This window comes from Bifidobacterium sp. C0047B3, from assembly GCF_056590535.1.
Genome location: NZ_JBWPWH010000001.1, coordinates 1 through 19,435 on the forward strand (window position 1 = coordinate 1; position 19,435 = coordinate 19,435).

A 19,435-nucleotide genomic window follows, 5' to 3' on the forward strand; every position below is an offset into this window, starting at 1 on the left:
CCTGTTGCTGAAGAGGAGAACATGGGTGGCGGCTGGTGGCGTCAGCGTTGCCAGAATGGTGATGTTTGGACGCATGGTAAGGATAAGAAGTTTGTGATTCAGTTTGAGCTTCGTGATTCTTACTATGATCATCGTGGCGCCGGTTGGCTTGGTGCTCCTGTTGCTGAAGAGGAGAACATGGGTGGCGGCTGGTGGCGTCAGCGTTGCCAGAATGGTGATGTTTGGACGCATGGCACAGACAAGAAGTTCGTTATCATGTTCAATCTTCGCAAGGATTATTATGCGCGCGGTGACTTTAAGAAGGTCGGCGCACCTGTAGAAGACGAGCATAATGATGGCAATGGCTTATGGCATCAAAAGTGCCAGAAGGATGTTCTAGAAGCCCACTGATAGCATTTGGCTCCATGCAATAAAAGCATCTGGATTCGTGTATTGTATTTCATTCGCAGCTTCTGTGTGATTTGCAAATACAAGCAAGAATCCTAATACTATCGTTAATGTAGTGCATGCAACGATTAGAGTTTGAGTAGACATTTGGTTCCTATTCAATTCGATATTGTTGCATGCATTTTCTTTATCTAATTGCAACTGCGCATCTTGATTAGCTGAGCAATTTCTTCTAGCAAAACCAATAGATGCAATAATCATAAGAATTATTATTGAATCGCAATAATAACGGTAAAGGCTGCCGCCTAAGCAGTAGTTTACGTAGATTAACATAATCGAGAATGTTATTCCGCTTAAGCACATTATGTATTCGATTTTTTGCATATACTTGCGTCTTATTAAGAAAATGCCCCAAATAAGTGGTATTGATAGCAGACCAAATGTCATGTGATTAAAGAAACTATTTCCATAATCCGAAATGTTTGAGCTGGTTATTGTAATATACGGGAATTCCGTATCTATGCTTAGTGGCTTTATAAAGAAGTTTATTAACAAGTCTTTGATTTTTAGAGGGTCAAAGGCTATACGATTAAATCGCAAGTCAAAATTTGTTAATTGTTCTTCGTTACCAAAGTTAAAGAATGAACCAAAACGCAAGTAGTTATATACTAAGATTCCAGCAAAGCCAGCTATTGCAGGAGTTAAGAAGCTTAAAGCTGCAGATACTTTATTTACTACACTTCTGGAGTTGTTAAGCAGTAAAGCAATGAACAATGGTGCTATAAACGCAACTGTTGAAATGCAAGAATTTGGTCTACAACCGCATTGCAAAGCTAAGCTTAATCCAGCTAAAGCAAATAATGCGTACTGAGCAAATTTAGTCTTAAGTCTTACGGCTTTCAATGATGCGTAAACAAATAATGTTCCGAAAAATATAGCGCTTACCATAGGAATGTAGTAAATCGATGCAGATGCTTGCAGATAAAAAACAAGGCATCCAAATGGTAAGGCTGCTCCTATAAGCAGCATTGAGCAGTAGTTTATTCGTACTTCAAAGAATGTTATTATTTCTTTCCACAATGCAAATAATGCTGGTATTGTAATTGCTGCAAATAATGTTGTGACCATTATTGCGCTCGGCATCCAAGCTGGGAACAAAGCGTTAAACGGCAAATAAGTTAAAATAAACGGTACTATTCCAAAGTAGCAATAATATTTGCCATTATGCAGCACAACATCCCATATTGCAGGAGTTCCCTCGCGCACTAATTGCATTCTTTTGCCAATGCTAAATGGGTTTGTTGAATGCAATAAGCCATTTGGTGGGTCTTGTAGCAAAGATAGTGATCCTTGTTTCCAAGCTTTTAACTGCTCTGTATATGGGTTTCCGTCTATAAAATCGTATTTATCGTAAGAGAGTGGGACGCGTATTCGATTATAAGTGTTTAATCGTAGCCAAATATACAGTGAGAATCCGGTTACTATTGCGCACAAAGCCCAAAAAATTATGGTTTGAGCTCGATCTCCTTGAGTATAGGCTATTTTGTGCCATTTTTTCTTACGTATAGTTATAATCGCGGATCCAAAAACGAATAATATAGCCCATTTCGCATAGTTTATGTGCAACTTGTATTTTGGATTAATTGTTATATTTTTAACAACGATTCCGTTTGGCGTTTCATTAAAGTGTAATTTTATTTTGTTTAGTTTTCCGTGACTTTCTAAACGTACTTTAGTTGTATTGAATTTTCCTGTTGTTATTTTAAATTGGCTAGCTAAAGCGTATCCAGGAGCTACACCAAAGTCTTCTAATTCTACGCTTCCAGTTACATAATAAACTGGTTTTGTCTGTTGTAGCGAAATCTCTAATGTTTTGCTGTACGTGTTTAAGTTTGTGAATTCTACATCTGCGCCATTTTTAGATATATGTACGCCGTCATTTTTGTATTTTGCATATATTTCATCACGGTTTGCGTTTGTAGAGTCTTCTGCTTGTTCAGCTTTTACTTCTTTTACTGTGTTTAAATTTATGCTTTGTGTTTTAAATCCTAATTCGGATGCTTGAAATAAGTTACTAAAAAACATTAGTGTTATTAGTCCGCTTATAACAAAGCACACTATATATGGCAAATAAGTTTTTAGTTTAGGATTGTTTTTTATGACGGCTCGCACAGGTTGCTACTTTCTATTTCTTTTTATGTAATCAAAAAGGTTTACTTGTTCTATAAAACGTTTGCGCTCATTTTTGGCTAAAATCTCAAGAATAATTCCGGAAATAAAGAATAGTAATCCTGCAATAATTAGCATTACAGCACCAATTAGAGTAGGGAAGCGTGTTACTAGGTGTGTGCGCCAAAATTCTATGAATGGAAGCATGCATGCTCCTACTCCGCACAGTGTTATTATTACGCCAAGTGTTCCAAAGAAAGGCATTGGTTTGTATTCGCGAATCATGTGAAAAATAGTTGAGAGCACTCGAATACCGTCTCCAACTGTGTCTAGCTTGCTAACTGATCCTTCTGGGCGGTCTCGATACTGAATCGGCATTTCGTACAGTTTTATATTGTTGTTAAGCGAATGAATTGTCATTTCTGTTTCAACTTCAAATCCGCGCGAAAGTACAGGATAAGTCTTTACGAATGAAAAAGAAAAAGCGCGGTAGCCTGTCATAATATCAGTTACTTTTGCGTGGAAAAGCGTGTTGATTGCGCCTCTAACTAAACGATTGCCAAAGTTGTGGAATGGTCGCTTGTTTTCTTGAAAATATGTTGAACTTAAACGGTCTCCAATAACCATGTCATATCCGTCAACAATTTTTGCAACCATAGCTGGTGCCGCTTCAGCAGGATATGTGTCGTCGCCGTCTGCCATTACGTAAACATCTGCGTCTATGTCTTGGAACATTGCACGAATCACATTGCCTTTGCCTTGTCTTGGCTCTTTACGAACCACAGCACCTGCTTCTTTGGCTATTTTTGCAGTATTGTCCGTTGAGTTGTTGTCGTACACGTATATTGTTGCTTCTGGCAATGCAGTTTTGAAGTCTTGTACAACTTTTTTAATAGTAATTTCTTCGTTGTAGCATGGTATAAGCACTGCGACGGAAGTCATAATGTATCCCCTCATAACTGTAAATGGCGTGTGCTTTGGGTTTTAAACAACCTTTTTAGTTACTGGCACATCAATGTTATTTTACTCATTGTTGTGGATTGTGCGCTTGTTTACAAAAGTTGCATGCTGTGCTGCGTGTACAAACTAATAATATTCCGTTGTGCATGTTTTAAACTTTGTAACATTATTTTACGGTGAGGGAACGCGATACAGTGAATAGTAGCAAATTGTAAACAGTAGTACTCGTTGTAAAAGAAAGGGCCTCTAAATCATGGTAGGTTCTAAAGTTTTAACATTAGCCATGTTCTTATCATCGTTTATTTGTATGGCAATATTTCTTTACCTACCAGGATTTTTAGTTTTAAAAAGTCTTCGCAAAAGCAAAATGGTGAGCCTATTTTTTGCTCCTGCGATTACATTGGCTTTTTATGGCATCTACGAGATTTTACTAAGTAAAGCAAGTGTTTACGGATCTTGGATCACAATAGTCTTGCCAATTACTTTTGTGTGCTTGTCATCTTATGTTGTGCCTATTCTTCTGCGCAAATGGCCATTAAAAAAAGATTCAAAAAGCGATAACAATAATGTACAAGCGGATGCTGCAGATCAAGCTGTAGAGCTTGCAAATAAATCTGCAATGGATTCAAATGGAAATATTGTAAATCGTGCATTGCACTCAAAGTGGGCAATTGCATGGCTGTATGTAGCAGTAAGCGCGGTAATTGTTTTTATTATTTTTCTTATAGAAATTGGCGGATTGTCTACATATTCACAGCTTTACGATAACGCTTGGCATATGAGTATTATTCGTAAATTCCTAACTGTTGGAGACTACTCAACTCTTAATTCGGGGAACATCATTGCAACAGTTGGCTCAAAGTTCTATCCAACAGGTTGGCATTCGCTAATGGCATTAACGGCGTCTGCTACTGGAGCTTCAATACCTGTAGTAATCAATGCGGGAATTGTGCTGATTCTTACTGTTGTGTACCCAACTTCTATGTTTATGCTTGCTAACGCGCTTTTTGCAAAGCACAAGCGATTTGTTTTAGCGATGTCTTTAACTCCTTTGCTTTTTGCCATTTTCCCATGGCGATTCTTAGTATTTGGATCTTTGTATTCCAATCTTTTATCTTTTGCTATTTTGCCTTTAGCAATCGTTTTATGCATAAAATTATTGCAACCAGAAGATTCTTTGCGAAATCGCTTAGAAACATTTGCATTTTTGTTTGTTGTTTTAGTTGGAATAGCAGTTACACAGCCTAACTCAGTGTTTACAATGGGCGTACTTGTTGCGCCATATATGTTCTATTGTGTTCCGCAATATATTGCTCAATTTGTGCAAAACAAAAAGCAGCGCACATTGTATTCGGGTATTGCGATTGTGCTGCTATTTGTTGCAATTGTTGCTGTGTGGTTTGGATTGTATAAAGCGTCGTTTATGCAGCGCACTGTTACATGGCAATGGCCTGCTATTGAGCGCAAAATTCAATCTGGTATTGATGTTTTATTTGTTGGATTCCACAATGCTGAACCGCAAATTTTCTTAGGATTGCTTGTCATTGTTGGAATTATTTACACAATATTTCATCGTGAGTTTTTGTGGATTAGCTGCGCGTACGCAATCATGTGCGTTTTGTATATGCTTGCTGCTGCAAGCGATGGGCGCGCAAAGGCGATTCTAACTGGATTCTGGTATCACGATTCCTACCGTCTAGGAGCTTCTGCCGTATTCTTTGGCGCTGCTTTAGCTGCATTGGGTATGTGCGTATGCTTTGACGTTATACGCAAAATTAGCGACGGTGTGCTTGCGGATTATTCTCAAAACAATAATCGCAAGATTTTAGCTGTGGTACTTTCGTGCGCATTATTGTTTATAAACTATTTCCCAACCTACTATCTTTCTGGTAGAGATGGCAAAGTTATTACTGCGTTTGGTGCAATAGTACGTGATGTTCGTTTTTGGAATCGCGTAGAAAAACCTAAGAGCTATGATGCAAAAGAATCTGCTTTTGTAAAGAAAGTTTTGAAGATTGTTCCTAAAGGCTCGTTAGTTCTTAACCAGCCGTATGACGGCAGCATATACGCTTGGGGTGTTGACGGCTTAAACGTGTACTACAAGGCGTGGGAAGGCAACTGGATGGGTGCTCCTACAGAAGATAACATGCTTATTTCTGCTCGCCTTAACCGTATTAACAAAGATTCTAAAGTATGCGCTGCTGTAAAGCGCGCAAAGTCTAGTTATTTGTTGATATTAGATAGAAGTGACTATAAAGTTGATGAATCCGATTCCAACTATATGAAGTCAATGTATGCAAGCTACGAGATTAAAAAGTGGAAGGGCATTGACAAAGTCAATGATAAGACTCCAGGTTTTAAGTCTATTCTTGCGCAAGGCAATATGCGATTGTACAAGATTACAGCTGATTGTAGCGAGTAATCTTTTAATCTAAAATGCATAAATGGCTATGCGGCAGATTTGGCACTTAACTTGCAAACTGCTGCATAGCTTAATTTGCATAGCGGAGTAACAGCAATCTTATAAAGCACAAAGCTTATTGCAAGCAAAATAACGTACGATATTACAATAAGCAATGCGTTGCAAGCTACCTCGTATGGCATAGCGCGATTTGCCAGAGGCGTGTGGAATACGGCGTGCCAAAGCAAAGGTTTTATTAAAAAGTTCTCGTGAATTAAATAAACTCCAAATGTAGCAGGAGATACTTTGGCTACGATTGTGCCGAATTTAGAATATGTAACTGTAGTTCTGTTAAAGCGTTGTGCACAATACAAAAACCATGTGGCTCCAACGATTACAGAAAGCAGGGGGGATGCTCCTGGGCCTGCAATAAAAAGATTGCCAGGGTAATTAAGCACTCTTGTAAGAATAAATCCTCGTTGAACAGCGCAAGTGCCAATAACGCACAATGCGTAGCATAGTAATGTGACAGCGCAAGCCGTTAATACGCTTATATTAGCAAGATGATTTTCGTATTTGCGAATAAACGCGCCAATCATGTAAATCGAAAGCAAATACGCTACATCGTTAAAGTATGGAATTTGAGGATTAGCAAACTTCCACAGCAGTGTTATTACAATAACAATCGCTATAAGCCCAATTGTCTGCTTTTGGTTTAAAGCATTAAAAACAATATTTACGTAGGGCGCAATCAGCATAAGAACAAAGAAAGCAGTAATAAACCAATAATTGTTAAAAATGATTGGGAAAAGCGATCCAACTACGTTTCGAGTGGAAAGATAACCGCATAATTCTTTAGGCAACATTGCGCGCATTAATCGCGATAATAGCGCGTAAACAGCTACGCCTAATACTGAGTAGAAGAATACTTGCGTCCACAATTTTGCCAGTCGGCCAGTTTGCTTAGAAAGCATTCGTGAAAAATCGTTATTGCTCAAAAAGTATGCAGAAATAAGCACAAAAAGAGTAACGCCAATTTGGCCGCTCATAATAAGTGACTCATGGGCTGCAAAGCGCAAAGAAGTGTGGGGAAGCGTAACGCTTTTACCATCTGCGGCAAAAAAATGCGTAGCAACAATAAGCAACATTGCAATAATTCGAAGCCATTCAAAACGCCAATCGCGCATCGGTGCGGCTGCAGCTGTTTTTTGCTGGTTCATAATAATCCTCATAATTCTGTGCGCAGTAAAGCAGGTTAAACAAATAGTATCTAACTGATAAAATATATATCTTGTGAAAAACATTGTAGATAAGTTGCGTGAAAGATACCACTATTCGTGGGTGGTTCTTAAAGAATTGGTAAAAACAGACTTTAAGTTGCGCTACCAAGGTTCCTTCTTGGGTGTTGCGTGGTCGGTTTTGCGCCCACTCATGCTGTTTTGCGTAATGTATGCAGTGTTTGCAAAGTTTTTGCGAATGTCGGATGGCACGCCAACCTATCCAGTTGTGCTTTTGCTTGGCATTAGCGCATGGCAGTTCTTTGGCGAGGCCACTTCGATTGGTTTGCGCGCGGTGGTAGACCGTGGAGATTTGCTGCGTAAAATCCATTTTCCAAACTACATTGTGGTGGTTTCGGCAACTGTTGGAGCGTTAATCAGTTTTGCAATAAATCTTGTTGTTGTTATTATTTTTGCAATATGCTCGGGTGTGCAATTTACATGGTGGCTGCTGCTAGTGCCGCTTAATTGTATTCAACTTTACGTTCTTGCGCTAGGAATAACCCTGCTTCTTTCTACAATGTACGTGTATTTTAGAGATATTGCACATTTGTGGGATGTTGCTCAACAAGTTCTTTTCTATGCTATGCCAATTATTTATCCACTTAGCATGGTTATTGGTAATAACTCTTTAGGAAGATGGGGAACGGTTATTGCAAAAGTGCAGTTACTTAACCCTATTGCACAATGTATTCAAGATTTGCGCCACAATCTTGTAGCACCTCTTACTCAGCCTACTGTGTGGAATCTTGTCGGTTCTCCGCTATTAATGATGGTTCCAGTAGTGCTAACTGTACTTTTGTGCGTACTTGGCGTATACACGTTCCGCAAGTACAATCGTAAGTTTGCTGAGGTGATGTAATGAGCGAAGTCAATTTAGAAAATACTAAAGCAGTGCAAGATATTCAAGAAGATATTCAAGAAGACGATTCTCGCCCAGTTGTGCTTTCTGTTGATCATGTTGGAAAATATTTTAAACTACCAACCGAGCAGGCAAGTGGCTTAAAGCAGGCGTTTATTAATTGGACGCGCGGAATTAAAGGATACAAAGAACAGCATGTTCTGCGCGATATTAATTTTACAGTGCGCAAAGGCGACTTCTTTGGCATAGTTGGCCGCAATGGAAGTGGAAAGTCCACTTTGCTTAAGCTTATTTCGGGAATTTACGTTCCAGACTCCGGTAAAATTCGTGTAAATGGTAAATTAGTGCCATTTATTGAGTTGGGCGTTGGATTTAATCCAGAATTAACTGGTCGCGAAAACGTGTTTTTAAATGGAGCACTATTAGGTTTTACGCGCTCGCAAATAGAAAACATGTATGACGATATAGTGCATTTTGCAGAACTTGAAGAGTTTATGGATCAAAAGCTTAAAAACTACTCTTCTGGCATGCAAGTGCGTCTTGCATTTTCAGTTGCAATTCAAGCTCAGGGAGATATTCTAGTGCTTGACGAAGTTCTTGCAGTGGGAGATGAAGCTTTTCAAAGAAAATGCGATGAATATTTTGCAAAAGTCAAAAAAGATGCTAACAAAACAGTTATCCTTGTTACGCACGATATGAACGCAGTAAAGCGTTATTGCAATAAAGCTGTTCTTATTAAGAATGGCGAAGTGATTGTTAACGGAGATAAAGACGATGTTGCAAATCGTTACACTCTAGAAAATCTTTCTAGCCAAAATGGCGGAGAAAGTGAAGATAGTTATGCTGTTGGCTTGAATGAGCGAGTGCCATTTATGCGCATTGTTCCTTTGAGTAAGCAGTTGCTTAATTGTAAAGAAAAATTCCGTTTTGCTGTTGAATATGAATTCAACGAACCTGGAAAATATTTTATAGCTGTAGCAATGCACGACATAAAACGTGGAGGAATCACGTATGATTCTGGAGCAGATAAAATTGAGCTCGAAGGAACAGGAAGACAAAAAGTTGAATTTGAAGTGCCTCTTAAAATTTTAAATAATGGCGAATTTAAGCTGGTTGCCTCTCTTCGTACTAGAAGCAAAACTGAGCCTGGATTAACAGATATGGTTGCGTTTACTAACGACAGTAATTCGTGCATGTTTGCTGTAAGGGATAATCAAAATAAAGATTATGCACTGCTTAATGACAATGCAATGACTTTTACTTGCTTAAAGCATTGTAAATGTTAGCTTTATTTGTAGTTAGCTTACACGTGTTTAACAAAGACTTATAACAAAAACAAGCTAAAATTAAGGGTGTTTTGGTAATGAATTTCTTTAATCTAGATGTTAATGCAAAAGCTTATATAGAATCCTTAAGCGAGCGTCAACGCAGGCTTATTGTGGGCGCTATAAACTATCATTCACTAACTGCACCGTCTAGAACTTTGCAATATCAAGTTTACATGGGTCAAAAATGGCAGTATCCGCGATTGACTGATTTTTCAGTTTTTGACGGTGCTTGTACAAAAAACGAAGGATTACAACCAATCGCAACTTTTAGTGCACAATCAACTGTTAAAACTAATAGCGAATACACAAAAGAATTTTGGAATGAAGGCAAGCTATTTAAGGATAATGACGTTAGGTATTTGTTGCTGACACCAGATGACGCAACTGACGATGATGTGATGTCTCACTGGGCTTCTGATACGTTAAAGCAGCACATTTACAAAGAGTGTGAATTACACGCACCTTCTATGTTTGATGTTGTTAGGGAAGTAATGCGTAAAAAACGCGAGTGTGATTCGAAGAAACTTGTTGAAGAGTATTGTCCTTGGAATAAAAAGAAGTTTGATTATGTTGCAAATGCTCACCAAAGAGAAATTGCAAAACAAGAAAATTGGGATTTATCAAGCATAAAAGATGCTAAATTGGACTGTATTTCTCCTGCTAAAAGAGTTGAAGGAGCTAAAAAAGCTATTATTATAGGTTTGCATTGGTTGCAAGCTGGTGGTGCAGAAAGATGGGCTGTAGAAACAATAAAACTTGCTAAAAAAGCTGGTTTTATGCCAATTGTTATCACAGATAGAGACGGTCACCAGCCGTGGATTACAAAAGATTTCTGTGATGATGCTCTTGTGTTACCACTTACTCCACCAATTAGAGAATATTGGGCGGATGTTCCACTCTTAAGATCTTTGTTTGAGCAATTTGACATTAAAGCAATAGCAATACACCATTGCCAATGGCTTTACGACCATATTTGGTGGGTTAAACAATTCTTCCCAGAAACACATATTATTGATTCGCTGCATATTGTTGAATACATAAATTGTGGAGGATATCCGCACGAAGCTGTAACACACGATAAGTGGATTGATTTGCACCATGTTATTTCTCCACAACTTGAAAATTGGTTACATAATGTGCATGGTATTGAATCTTCCAAGATTGTTGACGCTCCACTTATTGGTCTTACTGCTGGAATTGGAAACGATTGCGTATCGCCGAGAAAAAATAAAAATGTTCTGAATGTTGCTTTTGTTGGAAGAATTGCAAGACAAAAACGTCCAGAAGCGTTTGTTCTTGTTGCAAAAGCTTTAAACAAAAAATATCCAGGAAAATTCCACTTTATTTTGCATGGAGATGGTGAATTAGACACATTTGTTTCAGAACTTATATCTAGGTATGGTCTTGAAAACGTTATTGAGCGCAGATCTATGAAAATTTCAGCTCAAAAAACGTATGATGATGCGGACGTGCTACTTATTAGCTCTGTAAACGAGGGTATTACGCTTACAACTATTGAAGCGCTTTCTAATGGAGTTCCAGTAATTTCATCGGATGTTGGGTCGCAAAAAACTGTTATAGCAAAAAGTGCGTTATTGCCAAGAATGACTTCTAGTTTTGTTAAAGCGTCTGTAAAGGAATTGTTTAAGATTATGGAGAATGATTCATATCGTTCATTATTGTTAAAAGAAGAAGTTGAAAAATTGCGCAATTTTGCAAAACTCGAATCTGCAGAAACGTTATTTACTAAGTTATTTGAAGAATGGAGCAAGTAATGTCAAATGCTCAAGTAGTGGATGCTAATAAATCAAAAGATAGCGTTAATGTTGCGGCTGTTGTAGTAACTTTTAACAGGTTAGAGAAACTAAAAACCGTATTGGCTTCGTTAGAATCTCAAACGCGACTTCCAAATCAACTAATCATTGTCAACAATGCTTCAACTGATGGCACAGATAAATATTTGCAAGAGTACACTCGCGATTTTGCGAATGGTCATTTGGGGAATCGAGTAAATCTTACTGTTGTAAATTTGCCAGAAAACGTTGGTGGTGCAGGCGGATTTAGTGCTGGTATGCGTAAAGGCTACGAGCTTGGCGCAGATTTCGTGTGGATTTTTGACGACGATGGCTACCCTCAGCCACAAGCTTTGGAAAAGCTTCTAGATGGATTTAATGCTGCCGTAGGTGAGCTTGGTGCGGATGTTCCGTATGCTTGCTCAATGGTTAAGTTTGTTGATGGATCAATATGCGAAATGAACAATCCAGTACCAACGTGGGATTGGGGAAGGCTTATTGCTAAAGGATTTAACAATCTCGTTATGGTTACAAGCTGTTCGTTTGTGTCGGTGCTTATTCCTCGTTGGGTTATAGAAAAGTACGGATTGCCATTTAAAGAATACTTTATTTGGTTCGATGATGCTGAATATACGTTGCGAATTACGCGCGTGTGCCCTGGAGTGCAGGTGCTTGACAGCGTAATCGTGCACGATATGGGCGCGAACAAAGGCGTGAACTTTACAATGATTGACAAAAAGAATGCTTGGAAATTCGCATACGGCGTGCGTAATCAAGCATCTTACCGTTTGCATCACGAAGGTAAAGCAAAATACTTGCTTTTCTGCGCAAATGTAGTTCGTCAAATGCGAAGAGGACATGTTGAGAGAAAGTTGCGCCGCAAAATGATTGGTCAAATGCTAAAAGCAATTAGATTTAATCCAAAAGTTGATTTTCCTAAAAATAAGTAGCGCAACAAGCGAAATGCTAGGTTAATAACTGGGATAAATTAATAACTGGAATAGCTTAATAACGGGAATATATAAAGCATAATTTCAAAATAGACGTATCTTATAAAGGAATAAAATGTACGAAAAAGCAAAATCAGCAACTTACCCAGATTTAGTAGTTGTTGGAGCAGGATTGTTCGGCTTAACTGTAGCTCAGCAAGCAGTGGAGCATGCGGGCGCTCGCGTTGAAATTATTGACGTTCGAAATCATATTGGCGGCAATGCCTACTCGTATTTTGACGAGCGAACGGGAATCGAAATTCACAAGTACGGCGCGCACCTTTTCCACACAAGCAACAAGCGCGTATGGGATTATGTTAATCGTTTTACGTCGTTTACTAACTACGTGCATCGCGTGTACGCAACGCACGACGGCGAAGTTTACCCGTTACCAATCAACTTGGGTACAATTAACCAGTTCTTCCATGCACACTACACGCCGGAAGAAGCGAAGGCTTTGATTGCAAGCCAAGCAGGGGAGTTTGCTGGCAAAGATCCGCAAAATTTGAACGATAAGGGCATTAGTTTAATTGGACGACCTTTGTATGAAGCGTTTATTAAAAACTACACAGCAAAGCAGTGGCAAACGGACCCTTCCGAGCTCCCTGCCGGAATTATTAAGCGCTTGCCTGTGCGATTTAACTACAATAATCGCTACTTTAAAGACACTTGGGAAGGATTGCCTACGGACGGCTACACAGCTTGGATGCAGCGCATGATTGACGATCCGCGTATTCACGTTTCGCTTGGCGTAGACTTTTTTGACGAGTCGCAGCCGTTTAATAAGCGTGCGTTGGCGGAGGCTGGAGTGCCGGTTGTTTATACCGGTCCGGTTGATAGGTATTTTGACTATGCGCTCGGTGAGTTGAAGTGGCGCACTGTGGACTTTAAGGAAGTGCGTTACGAGGAGAGCGACCACTTTGGCTGCCCAGTTATGAACTATTCGGATGCTGATGTGCCATTTACGCGCGCGATTGAGTTTAAGAACTTTAATCCGGAGCGCGAGGAAGTTGTCGGAGAGGCTAGTGGTGAAGCTAGTGGTGATGCTGATTTTGAGCCAGGAAAGAGTGTGAAAGCTGGGGAAACTGTAGTGTGGCAGGAGTATTCTCGCGCTGCAACTCGCGACGATGAACCTTACTATCCTGTGAATACTGATGCAGATAAAGCATTGTACGCGCGCTATGCGGAGCTTGCTGCAGCTGAGCCTCGCACGGTTTTCGGCGGTCGCTTGGGAACTTACAGCTATTACGACATGCACAATGTAATCGACATGGCTTTGCGCGCTTACGAATCGCAAGTAGCGCCGCTGCTTAAGTAGTCTCAACTTTCGTCGCTGTAAAATTTCTGCCGTTTTTTCGTGCAAAAACGACTTTTCCTTTACTCGCGTGTAAAGTTTCTGCCGTTTTTTCGCGCGAAAACGACTTTTCCTTTACTCTCGTGTAAAGTTTCTGCCGTTTCGGCGTGTCAACGCGCGTATTAATTTGCAATATCCCAAATTCGTGGTATTCTATTTAAGTTGTTTGCTTATCAAGCGATTTGGTTGTTAAGTTAACATTGGAGAATTCGCCTAGTGGTCTATGGCGCACGCTTGGAAAGCGTGTTGGTGTAACAGCCTCACGAGTTCGAATCTCGTATTCTCCGCGCCTAGGGTTTCTAGCCAATCGCTAGAAGCCCTTTTTTCATGCCGAAAACCCGATTGCCGCTTAACCTAATTTTGTCACTCAATTTCGTCACCCAAATTCAGTGCCCTAATTCAGCGTAATGCTGCTCAACTTGCGCTTTAATAGGCTTCCATAAATCAGCGTGAGAGTCATACCACGATATTGTTTCTTGCAAGTCTTGCTTCAAATTGTTGTGCTTAGGTTCCCATTTTAATTGCGTTCGAATTTTCGTAGTATCTAGTGCGTAACGCCTATCCTCGCCTATTCTGGGATTTACATACGCTATATTTGTTTCCGGCACGCCCATTAGTTGCATCAAAATCCGCAAAATATTTATGTTGTTAATTTCACAGTTGGCACCGATATTATATGTTTCACCGATTGTTCCACGCGTTAGAACGTGCCATATTGCGTCGCAATTATCTTCAACATAGATCCAATCGCGTATCGAATCTCCTACGCCGTACAATTTTGCTGGCATATTGCACATAATATTTGTAATTTGACGAGGAATAAACTTTTCAATATGCTGTCGCGGCCCGTAATTATTGCTGCTATTCGAAATAGTTGCGCGCAAACCGTAAGTTCTACACCATGCTTTTACCAGCAGGTCGCCTGCAGCTTTGCTTGCAGAATATGGACTAGACGGACAATATGGGCTTGACTCGTCAAATTTAAGCACGCTGTCAATAGGAAAATCTCCGTAAACTTCATCTGTACTTACTTGATGGAAACGAATATTATATTTGTGTGCAAATTTAATGAGTGTATGCGTTCCTAAAATATTTGTGCTTATAAATGGGTCAGAAAACTCGATTGCATTATCGTTGTGTGATTCTGCAGCAAAATTTACGATTGCGTCGATAGCAGGAAGTGTTGTTCCTTCTGCCGTTTTAATTGGATTATGCGGATCTAATAGCTGATCAACTATATTTTCGTCTCGAATATCTCCGCGAATAAAAGCGTACCGGTTGTTTGCAAAATCTTGAGGTAAGTCGTAAAGATTTGCCATATTCCCAGCGTAAGTAAGCAAATCAAGTACCGTAACAGCAACCGTTGTATGATGTTTAGCTATGTAATGCACAAAATTAGAGCCAATAAAGCCTGCGCCGCCAGTAACTAAGATGTTGTGTGGTTGAAAAGTATTACTGCTTGATGCGTAGTTGTGCATGTTACCGCCTTCATATGGCTAGTGCGTCGATTTTGTTGTTTAATACGCGCATTTTGAATTGTAATTTTTTAATACTATACATTTCTCTCGTGTGCGCAAGTAGAGTATGTTTCTCTAAAGTGTTGTTTATAAGCAAATTAGTTGAGTAGATGTGCAATAATTACTGCATGTTTGCTTGTTTTGGGGATGCGAGGTGAATCTAATAATGGTTAAGTTTTCTTGGCGTAGCAGTGCGCGTGATTTGGATTCATCAAATATTGGTGCTACTGGTGCATCTTCAACAAAAAAGCAACAATCTTCAAAATTGCAATCAACAGGTTCAAAGACTTTTGACACATCAAAAGCTGCAGCAAAAGCAATCGAAGGCACTCCAAATAAACCTAATCCAGCGTTAAATCATTCTACAAACGCTATTCTTGTAGGAATATTTTTAACTCTTTTAGGTGGCGCATTTTGGGGTGCAAACGCAACAGTTTCGAAAATCCTCATGTCGACGTATCACGTATCTCCTTTGCAAATCGCTTGCGTTCGTCAAATTGCTGCTGGCATGTTATTTGCCATTACTGCCGCAGCGTGCACTCCGCGAAAGCTTACTGGAGCAGTCAAATCTGGTCGCACATGGATTTCGATGGCGTTTACTGGCGTAGTTTGCGTGCTTCTTACGCAAGTTTCGTATTTATGTACTATTGATTGGACTAATTCTGGCACTGCTACTGTGCTTCAAAGCCTTAACTTACTGTTTGTTTTGGTTTATGTGTGTTTACACACTCGCCGCGTGCCAACTATGCGCGAAACTATTGGAGTTGTGCTAGCTTTTGCAGGAACTGCTTTAATGGCTACAGGTGGTAATCTTTCTTCACTATCTTTGCCTGTTATGGGTTTGCTTTGGGGTCTTGCAGATGCTGCGTCTACAGCGGCGCTTGCTATTATGCCTGTGAAATTGATTGCAAAATGGGGAAATCTGACTGTTAATGGCATTACGTTTATTATTTCGGGTCTGATTATGCTCCCGTTTGTGCGACCGTGGGAAACGATGCCTGCATTAGATTTGCGCGCTCTGCTGCTTTTTACTTTTACTGTTATTGCTGGAACTTTTGGAGCATATTGGCTGTTCTTAGAGGGCATTATGCGAGTCGGTTCAGTTCGTGGCACTTTGCTTGGAGCTAGCGAGCCTGTTACTGCTGCAATTACTGCTGTTATGTTTACTGGAGCTGTTTTTTCGTGGGCAGATTTTGTGGGATTCGGGCTTATTTTCGTAATGATGATTTTGCTTTGCAAGCGTAGTTCTTAATGATTTTAAAGTAACGCGTTAAAATAAAACGCTTGTTGTGTCGTACGAGGCGCACAAGCTGCTAAAATAAAAAGCGACTATGTCGCGCAACACCAGTTTGCAAACGGGAAGGCAATTATGTCAACAATTCTTGAAGGCAATCCAAAAAAGCAGATGATGTTAGTTACGGGTCGCGCATACCCAGAACTTGCTAATGAAACTGCACAGTATCTTGGTATTGATGTGCTTGAGACTACTGCCTACGATTTTGCGAATGGCGAAATGTATGTGCGCTTTACTCAGCCTGTTCGTGGTTCAGATGTGTTTGTGCTTCAAGCGCACACGAGTCCTATTAACAATTGGATTATGGAACAGCTGCTTATGGTCGATTCTTTGCGACGTGCATCTGCTCGCAGTATTAACGTGGTTGCGCCGTTCTTTGGATATTCTCGCCAAGATAAGAAGCATCAGGGACGTGAGCCTATTACTGCTCGCTTAATGTTTGACTTATTCCGCGCTGCTGGCGCCACGCGCATTTTGACTGTTGACATGCACGCAACTCAAGAACAAGGCTTCTTTGACGGACCTGTTGACCACTTGACTGCTATGCCTGTGCTTATTGATTATGTGCGAAACTCTATGAAACTCGACAACGCAACTATCGTGTCTCCTGATGCTGGACGTATCAAAGTTTCTGAGCAATGGGCTGCAAAACTCGGAGATTTACCTCTTGCTTTTATTCATAAAACGCGCGATATTACGCGCCCTAACCATGCTGAAGCTCACGGAATTATCGGTGAGATTAAAGGACGCGATTGCATTGTTGTAGACGATATGATCGATACTGCTGGCACTATTTGCGAAGCTGTACGCACTTTGCGTGAGGCTGGAGCAAAATCTGTTACTTTGGTTGCAACGCATGCTTTGCTTTCCGGTCCTGCTGTTGAGCGTTTGAAAGCTGCTGGCGCTCGCGAAATCATTGTGACGGATACAGTTCCTGTGCCTGAAGAGAAGCGTCTTGATAATATGACGGTTCTTTCGATTGCGCCGCTTCTTGCTGCTGGCATTCGTTCCGTGTTCCGCTCTGGATCGCTTGTGTCGCTTCGCAACGCGCTTCCGGAAGATATGAAGCAGCATAATATTTACGCATAAAAACGTATAAAAGCGCATAAGAATGTATAAAAGCGCATAAAGTGCATAATACATAAAATTAAAACAAATAACCGCATAATTCGCGTTAACGCATAAACTTTATGCATTAACAACGGGTTCAAAACGGCAGGAGGCAAATATGGTCGCCAATAACACAACAGCAGTTGCAGAAAATAATGAATCGCAAGAAGCGTTGCAATCTGATGCTTCCAGAGCGATTATTACAGTCGTTGGCTGCGATACCGTTGGTATTATCGCGAAAGTTACTTCGCATGCTGCCGAGCATAATGTAAATATTTTGAATATTTCTCAAACAATTGTCGACGGATTCTTCAACATGATGATGATTGTTGACGTGTCTACTGTTGATTGCGAATTTGGTGACTTTGCTGCAGGATTAGAAACGCTAGGAAACGAAATTGGCGTGCGTATTCGCTGCCAGCGCAGCAATATTTTCACTGCAATGCACAGAATTTAAAACTCGTAGCAATCTAAAGCAATCTAAGTAAACGTAAGGAAGTACACAATGCTCAACCTGATGGAAGTAAGCGAAACTAATTCGATGATTGAGCAAGAACAGCTCGACGTTCGCACAATCACCATGGGAATTAACCTACTAGATTGCGCTTGCGAAAACTTGCAGGATGTTTGTAACAAAATTGAGGAAAAAATCACACGTCTTGCGAAAGATTTAGTAAAAACCGGTAACGATATTTCGCGCGACTACGGAATTCCAATTGTAAACAAGCGAATTACCGTAACTCCAATTTCGCTTGTTGGAGCGTCATCTTGTAAAAAGCCTGAAGATTTTGTGCAAATTGCGCACGCATTAGACAGAGCAGCACACACTGTTGGGGTTGATTTAATTGGTGGCTATTCTGCGCTTCCAGCAAAGTCGATGACTGCAGCAGACCGCATGCTTATTGAGTCGCTTCCGCAAGCCTTAAGTGAGACGGAAATTGTGTGCTCGTCTGTGAATGTTGGCTCAACGCGAACCGGTATTGACATGGATTGCGTAGAGCTGCTCGGACGCACGATTAAAAAGATTGCTGAAGCTACAGCTGGAAACGATTCTTACGGTTGCGTTAAATTCGTGGCTTTTTGCAATGCTCCGGACGACAATCCGTTTATGGCAGGCGGTTTCCATGGTGTAACTGAAGGCGATGCTGTGATTAATGTTGGCGTGTCTGGTCCTGGCGTTGTTTCGAGTGCACTCGATGCCGCTAAAGGAAAAGACTTTGCTTTTCTGTGCGAAACTATTAAGCGCACTGCGTTTAAGATTACTCGCGTAGGTCAGTTGGTTGCGCAAGAGGCTTCTCGTAGGCTTGGTGTGCCGTTTGGAATTATAGACTTGTCGCTTGCTCCAACTCCTGCAGTTGGCGATTCTGTTGGCGAAGTGCTTGAGAAAATCGGTTTGGATCAAGTTGGTGCTCCTGGCACAACTGCAGCTCTCGCTATGCTAAACGATCAAGTTAAGAAGGGCGGCATTATGGCAAGTAGCTATGTTGGCGGCCTTTCTGGAGCATTTATACCTGTTTCGGAAGATGCAAATATGATTGCTGCTGCGAAGTCTGGCTGCTTGACTATTGAAAAGCTTGAAGCAATGACTTGCGTTTGCTCAGTTGGTCTTGACATGATTGCAATTCCTGGAAATACTTCCGCTGCAACGATTTCTGGCATGATTGCGGATGAATCTGCAATCGGCATGATTAATCAAAAAACTACCGCTGTGCGAATTATTCCAGTAATTGGAAAAGGTGTAGGCGAAATGGCGAACTTCGGCGGATTAATGGGATATGCGCCGATTGTGCCAGTGAATCAAACAAGTTGCGAAGCTTTCGTAACTCGCGGTGGGCGCATTCCTGCTCCAGTACACAGCTTCAAGAATTAGCGTGCGCTTTGACCGAGCTTGAAATCACAGGATTTCAAGCTCGGTCAAAGCGGAAACTCGCTTAAGTTGGAAGTCCGGGGGACTTCCAACGCGAGTTTCGTAGCGAGCTTATTCCTCACGGCTA

At 40.6% G+C, this 19,435-nt stretch carries 14 protein-coding genes, 1 tRNA gene and 1 pseudogene; 12 read left to right on the forward strand and 4 right to left on the reverse strand.

The features are described 5' to 3' along the window. Positions 1-390, forward strand: a pseudogene (locus tag AC1EKT_RS00005) (glycoside hydrolase family 25 protein); the annotation flags it as partial. On the opposite strand, the gene AC1EKT_RS00010 reads toward AC1EKT_RS00005, so the two are convergent. Together AC1EKT_RS00010 and AC1EKT_RS00015 are read right to left on the reverse strand one after the other, a co-directional pair. Beyond that, the gene (locus AC1EKT_RS00010) at positions 376-2,472 is read right to left on the reverse strand and encodes a hypothetical protein (RefSeq protein ID WP_481615812.1); all 2,097 of its coding nucleotides are present in this window, start codon (positions 2,470-2,472) and stop codon (positions 376-378) included. The pseudogene AC1EKT_RS00005 and the gene AC1EKT_RS00010 overlap by 15 nt on opposite strands. Positions 2,473-2,565: 93 nt before the next feature. Beyond that, positions 2,566-3,498 (reverse strand): glycosyltransferase family 2 protein, encoded by a 933-nt coding sequence (locus tag AC1EKT_RS00015; RefSeq protein ID WP_481615813.1) that lies wholly within the window; start codon positions 3,496-3,498, stop codon positions 2,566-2,568. Positions 3,499-3,769: 271 nt separating this feature from the next. On the opposite strand from AC1EKT_RS00015, the gene AC1EKT_RS00020 reads away from it, so the two are divergent. Then, a complete protein-coding gene (locus AC1EKT_RS00020) occupies positions 3,770-5,938 on the forward strand; it encodes a DUF6541 family protein (RefSeq protein WP_415683666.1) in 2,169 nt (722 codons plus the stop codon). Positions 5,939-5,964: 26 nt separating this feature from the next. Here the strand turns inward: AC1EKT_RS00020 and AC1EKT_RS00025 are convergent, their stop codons facing one another. Next, positions 5,965-7,137, reverse strand: coding sequence for an acyltransferase family protein (locus AC1EKT_RS00025; RefSeq protein WP_415687535.1), 1,173 nt, complete (start codon positions 7,135-7,137; stop codon positions 5,965-5,967). A 73-nt stretch (positions 7,138-7,210) separates the two neighbouring features. On the opposite strand from AC1EKT_RS00025, the gene AC1EKT_RS00030 reads away from it, so the two are divergent. From AC1EKT_RS00030 to AC1EKT_RS00055, 6 genes are all read left to right on the forward strand, one after another. Further along, the gene (locus AC1EKT_RS00030; RefSeq protein WP_481615814.1) at positions 7,211-8,056 is read left to right on the forward strand and encodes an ABC transporter permease; all 846 of its coding nucleotides are present in this window, start codon (positions 7,211-7,213) and stop codon (positions 8,054-8,056) included. Continuing rightward, positions 8,056-9,342 (forward strand): ABC transporter ATP-binding protein, encoded by a 1,287-nt coding sequence (locus AC1EKT_RS00035; protein ID WP_481615815.1) that lies wholly within the window; start codon positions 8,056-8,058, stop codon positions 9,340-9,342. Before AC1EKT_RS00030 ends, AC1EKT_RS00035 begins: the two co-directional genes overlap by 1 nt. A 77-nt stretch (positions 9,343-9,419) precedes the next feature. Then, positions 9,420-11,159, forward strand: coding sequence for a glycosyltransferase (locus AC1EKT_RS00040; RefSeq protein ID WP_415683673.1), 1,740 nt, complete (start codon positions 9,420-9,422; stop codon positions 11,157-11,159). Then, positions 11,159-12,127, forward strand: a complete 969-nt coding sequence (locus tag AC1EKT_RS00045) for a glycosyltransferase family 2 protein (protein ID WP_481615816.1) — start codon at positions 11,159-11,161, stop codon at positions 12,125-12,127. The genes AC1EKT_RS00040 and AC1EKT_RS00045 overlap by 1 nt, the downstream gene beginning before the upstream one ends. Positions 12,128-12,242: 115 nt before the next feature. Further along, positions 12,243-13,484: a UDP-galactopyranose mutase gene (glf, locus tag AC1EKT_RS00050; protein WP_481615817.1), complete on the forward strand. Its 1,242-nt coding sequence runs from the start codon at positions 12,243-12,245 to the stop codon at positions 13,482-13,484. A gap of 238 nt (positions 13,485-13,722) precedes the next feature. Beyond that, positions 13,723-13,807: transfer RNA gene (locus AC1EKT_RS00055), tRNA-Ser, on the forward strand. Between the two features lie 99 nt (positions 13,808-13,906). Here the strand turns inward: AC1EKT_RS00055 and rfbB are convergent. Continuing rightward, complete coding sequence (rfbB, locus tag AC1EKT_RS00060) at positions 13,907-14,998, reverse strand: dTDP-glucose 4,6-dehydratase (protein ID WP_480033346.1); 1,092 nt, start codon at positions 14,996-14,998, stop codon at positions 13,907-13,909. Positions 14,999-15,203: 205 nt separating this feature from the next. Here rfbB and AC1EKT_RS00065 point away from each other — a divergent pair, with 205 nt between their 5' ends. From AC1EKT_RS00065 to AC1EKT_RS00080, 4 genes are all read left to right on the forward strand, one after another. Further along, positions 15,204-16,289 carry a DMT family transporter gene (locus tag AC1EKT_RS00065; protein ID WP_481615818.1) on the forward strand — a complete coding sequence of 362 codons (1,086 nt, stop codon included), beginning with the start codon at positions 15,204-15,206 and terminating at the stop codon, positions 16,287-16,289. Positions 16,290-16,406: 117 nt separating this feature from the next. Continuing rightward, positions 16,407-17,420, forward strand: coding sequence for a ribose-phosphate diphosphokinase (locus AC1EKT_RS00070; protein WP_481615819.1), 1,014 nt, complete (start codon positions 16,407-16,409; stop codon positions 17,418-17,420). Positions 17,421-17,559: 139 nt separating this feature from the next. After that, positions 17,560-17,898, forward strand: a complete 339-nt coding sequence (locus AC1EKT_RS00075) for an ACT domain-containing protein (protein WP_415687520.1) — start codon at positions 17,560-17,562, stop codon at positions 17,896-17,898. A 48-nt stretch (positions 17,899-17,946) separates the two neighbouring features. Then, complete coding sequence (locus tag AC1EKT_RS00080; RefSeq protein WP_481615820.1) at positions 17,947-19,311, forward strand: DUF711 family protein; 1,365 nt, start codon at positions 17,947-17,949, stop codon at positions 19,309-19,311. Positions 19,312-19,435 lie beyond the last annotated feature (124 nt).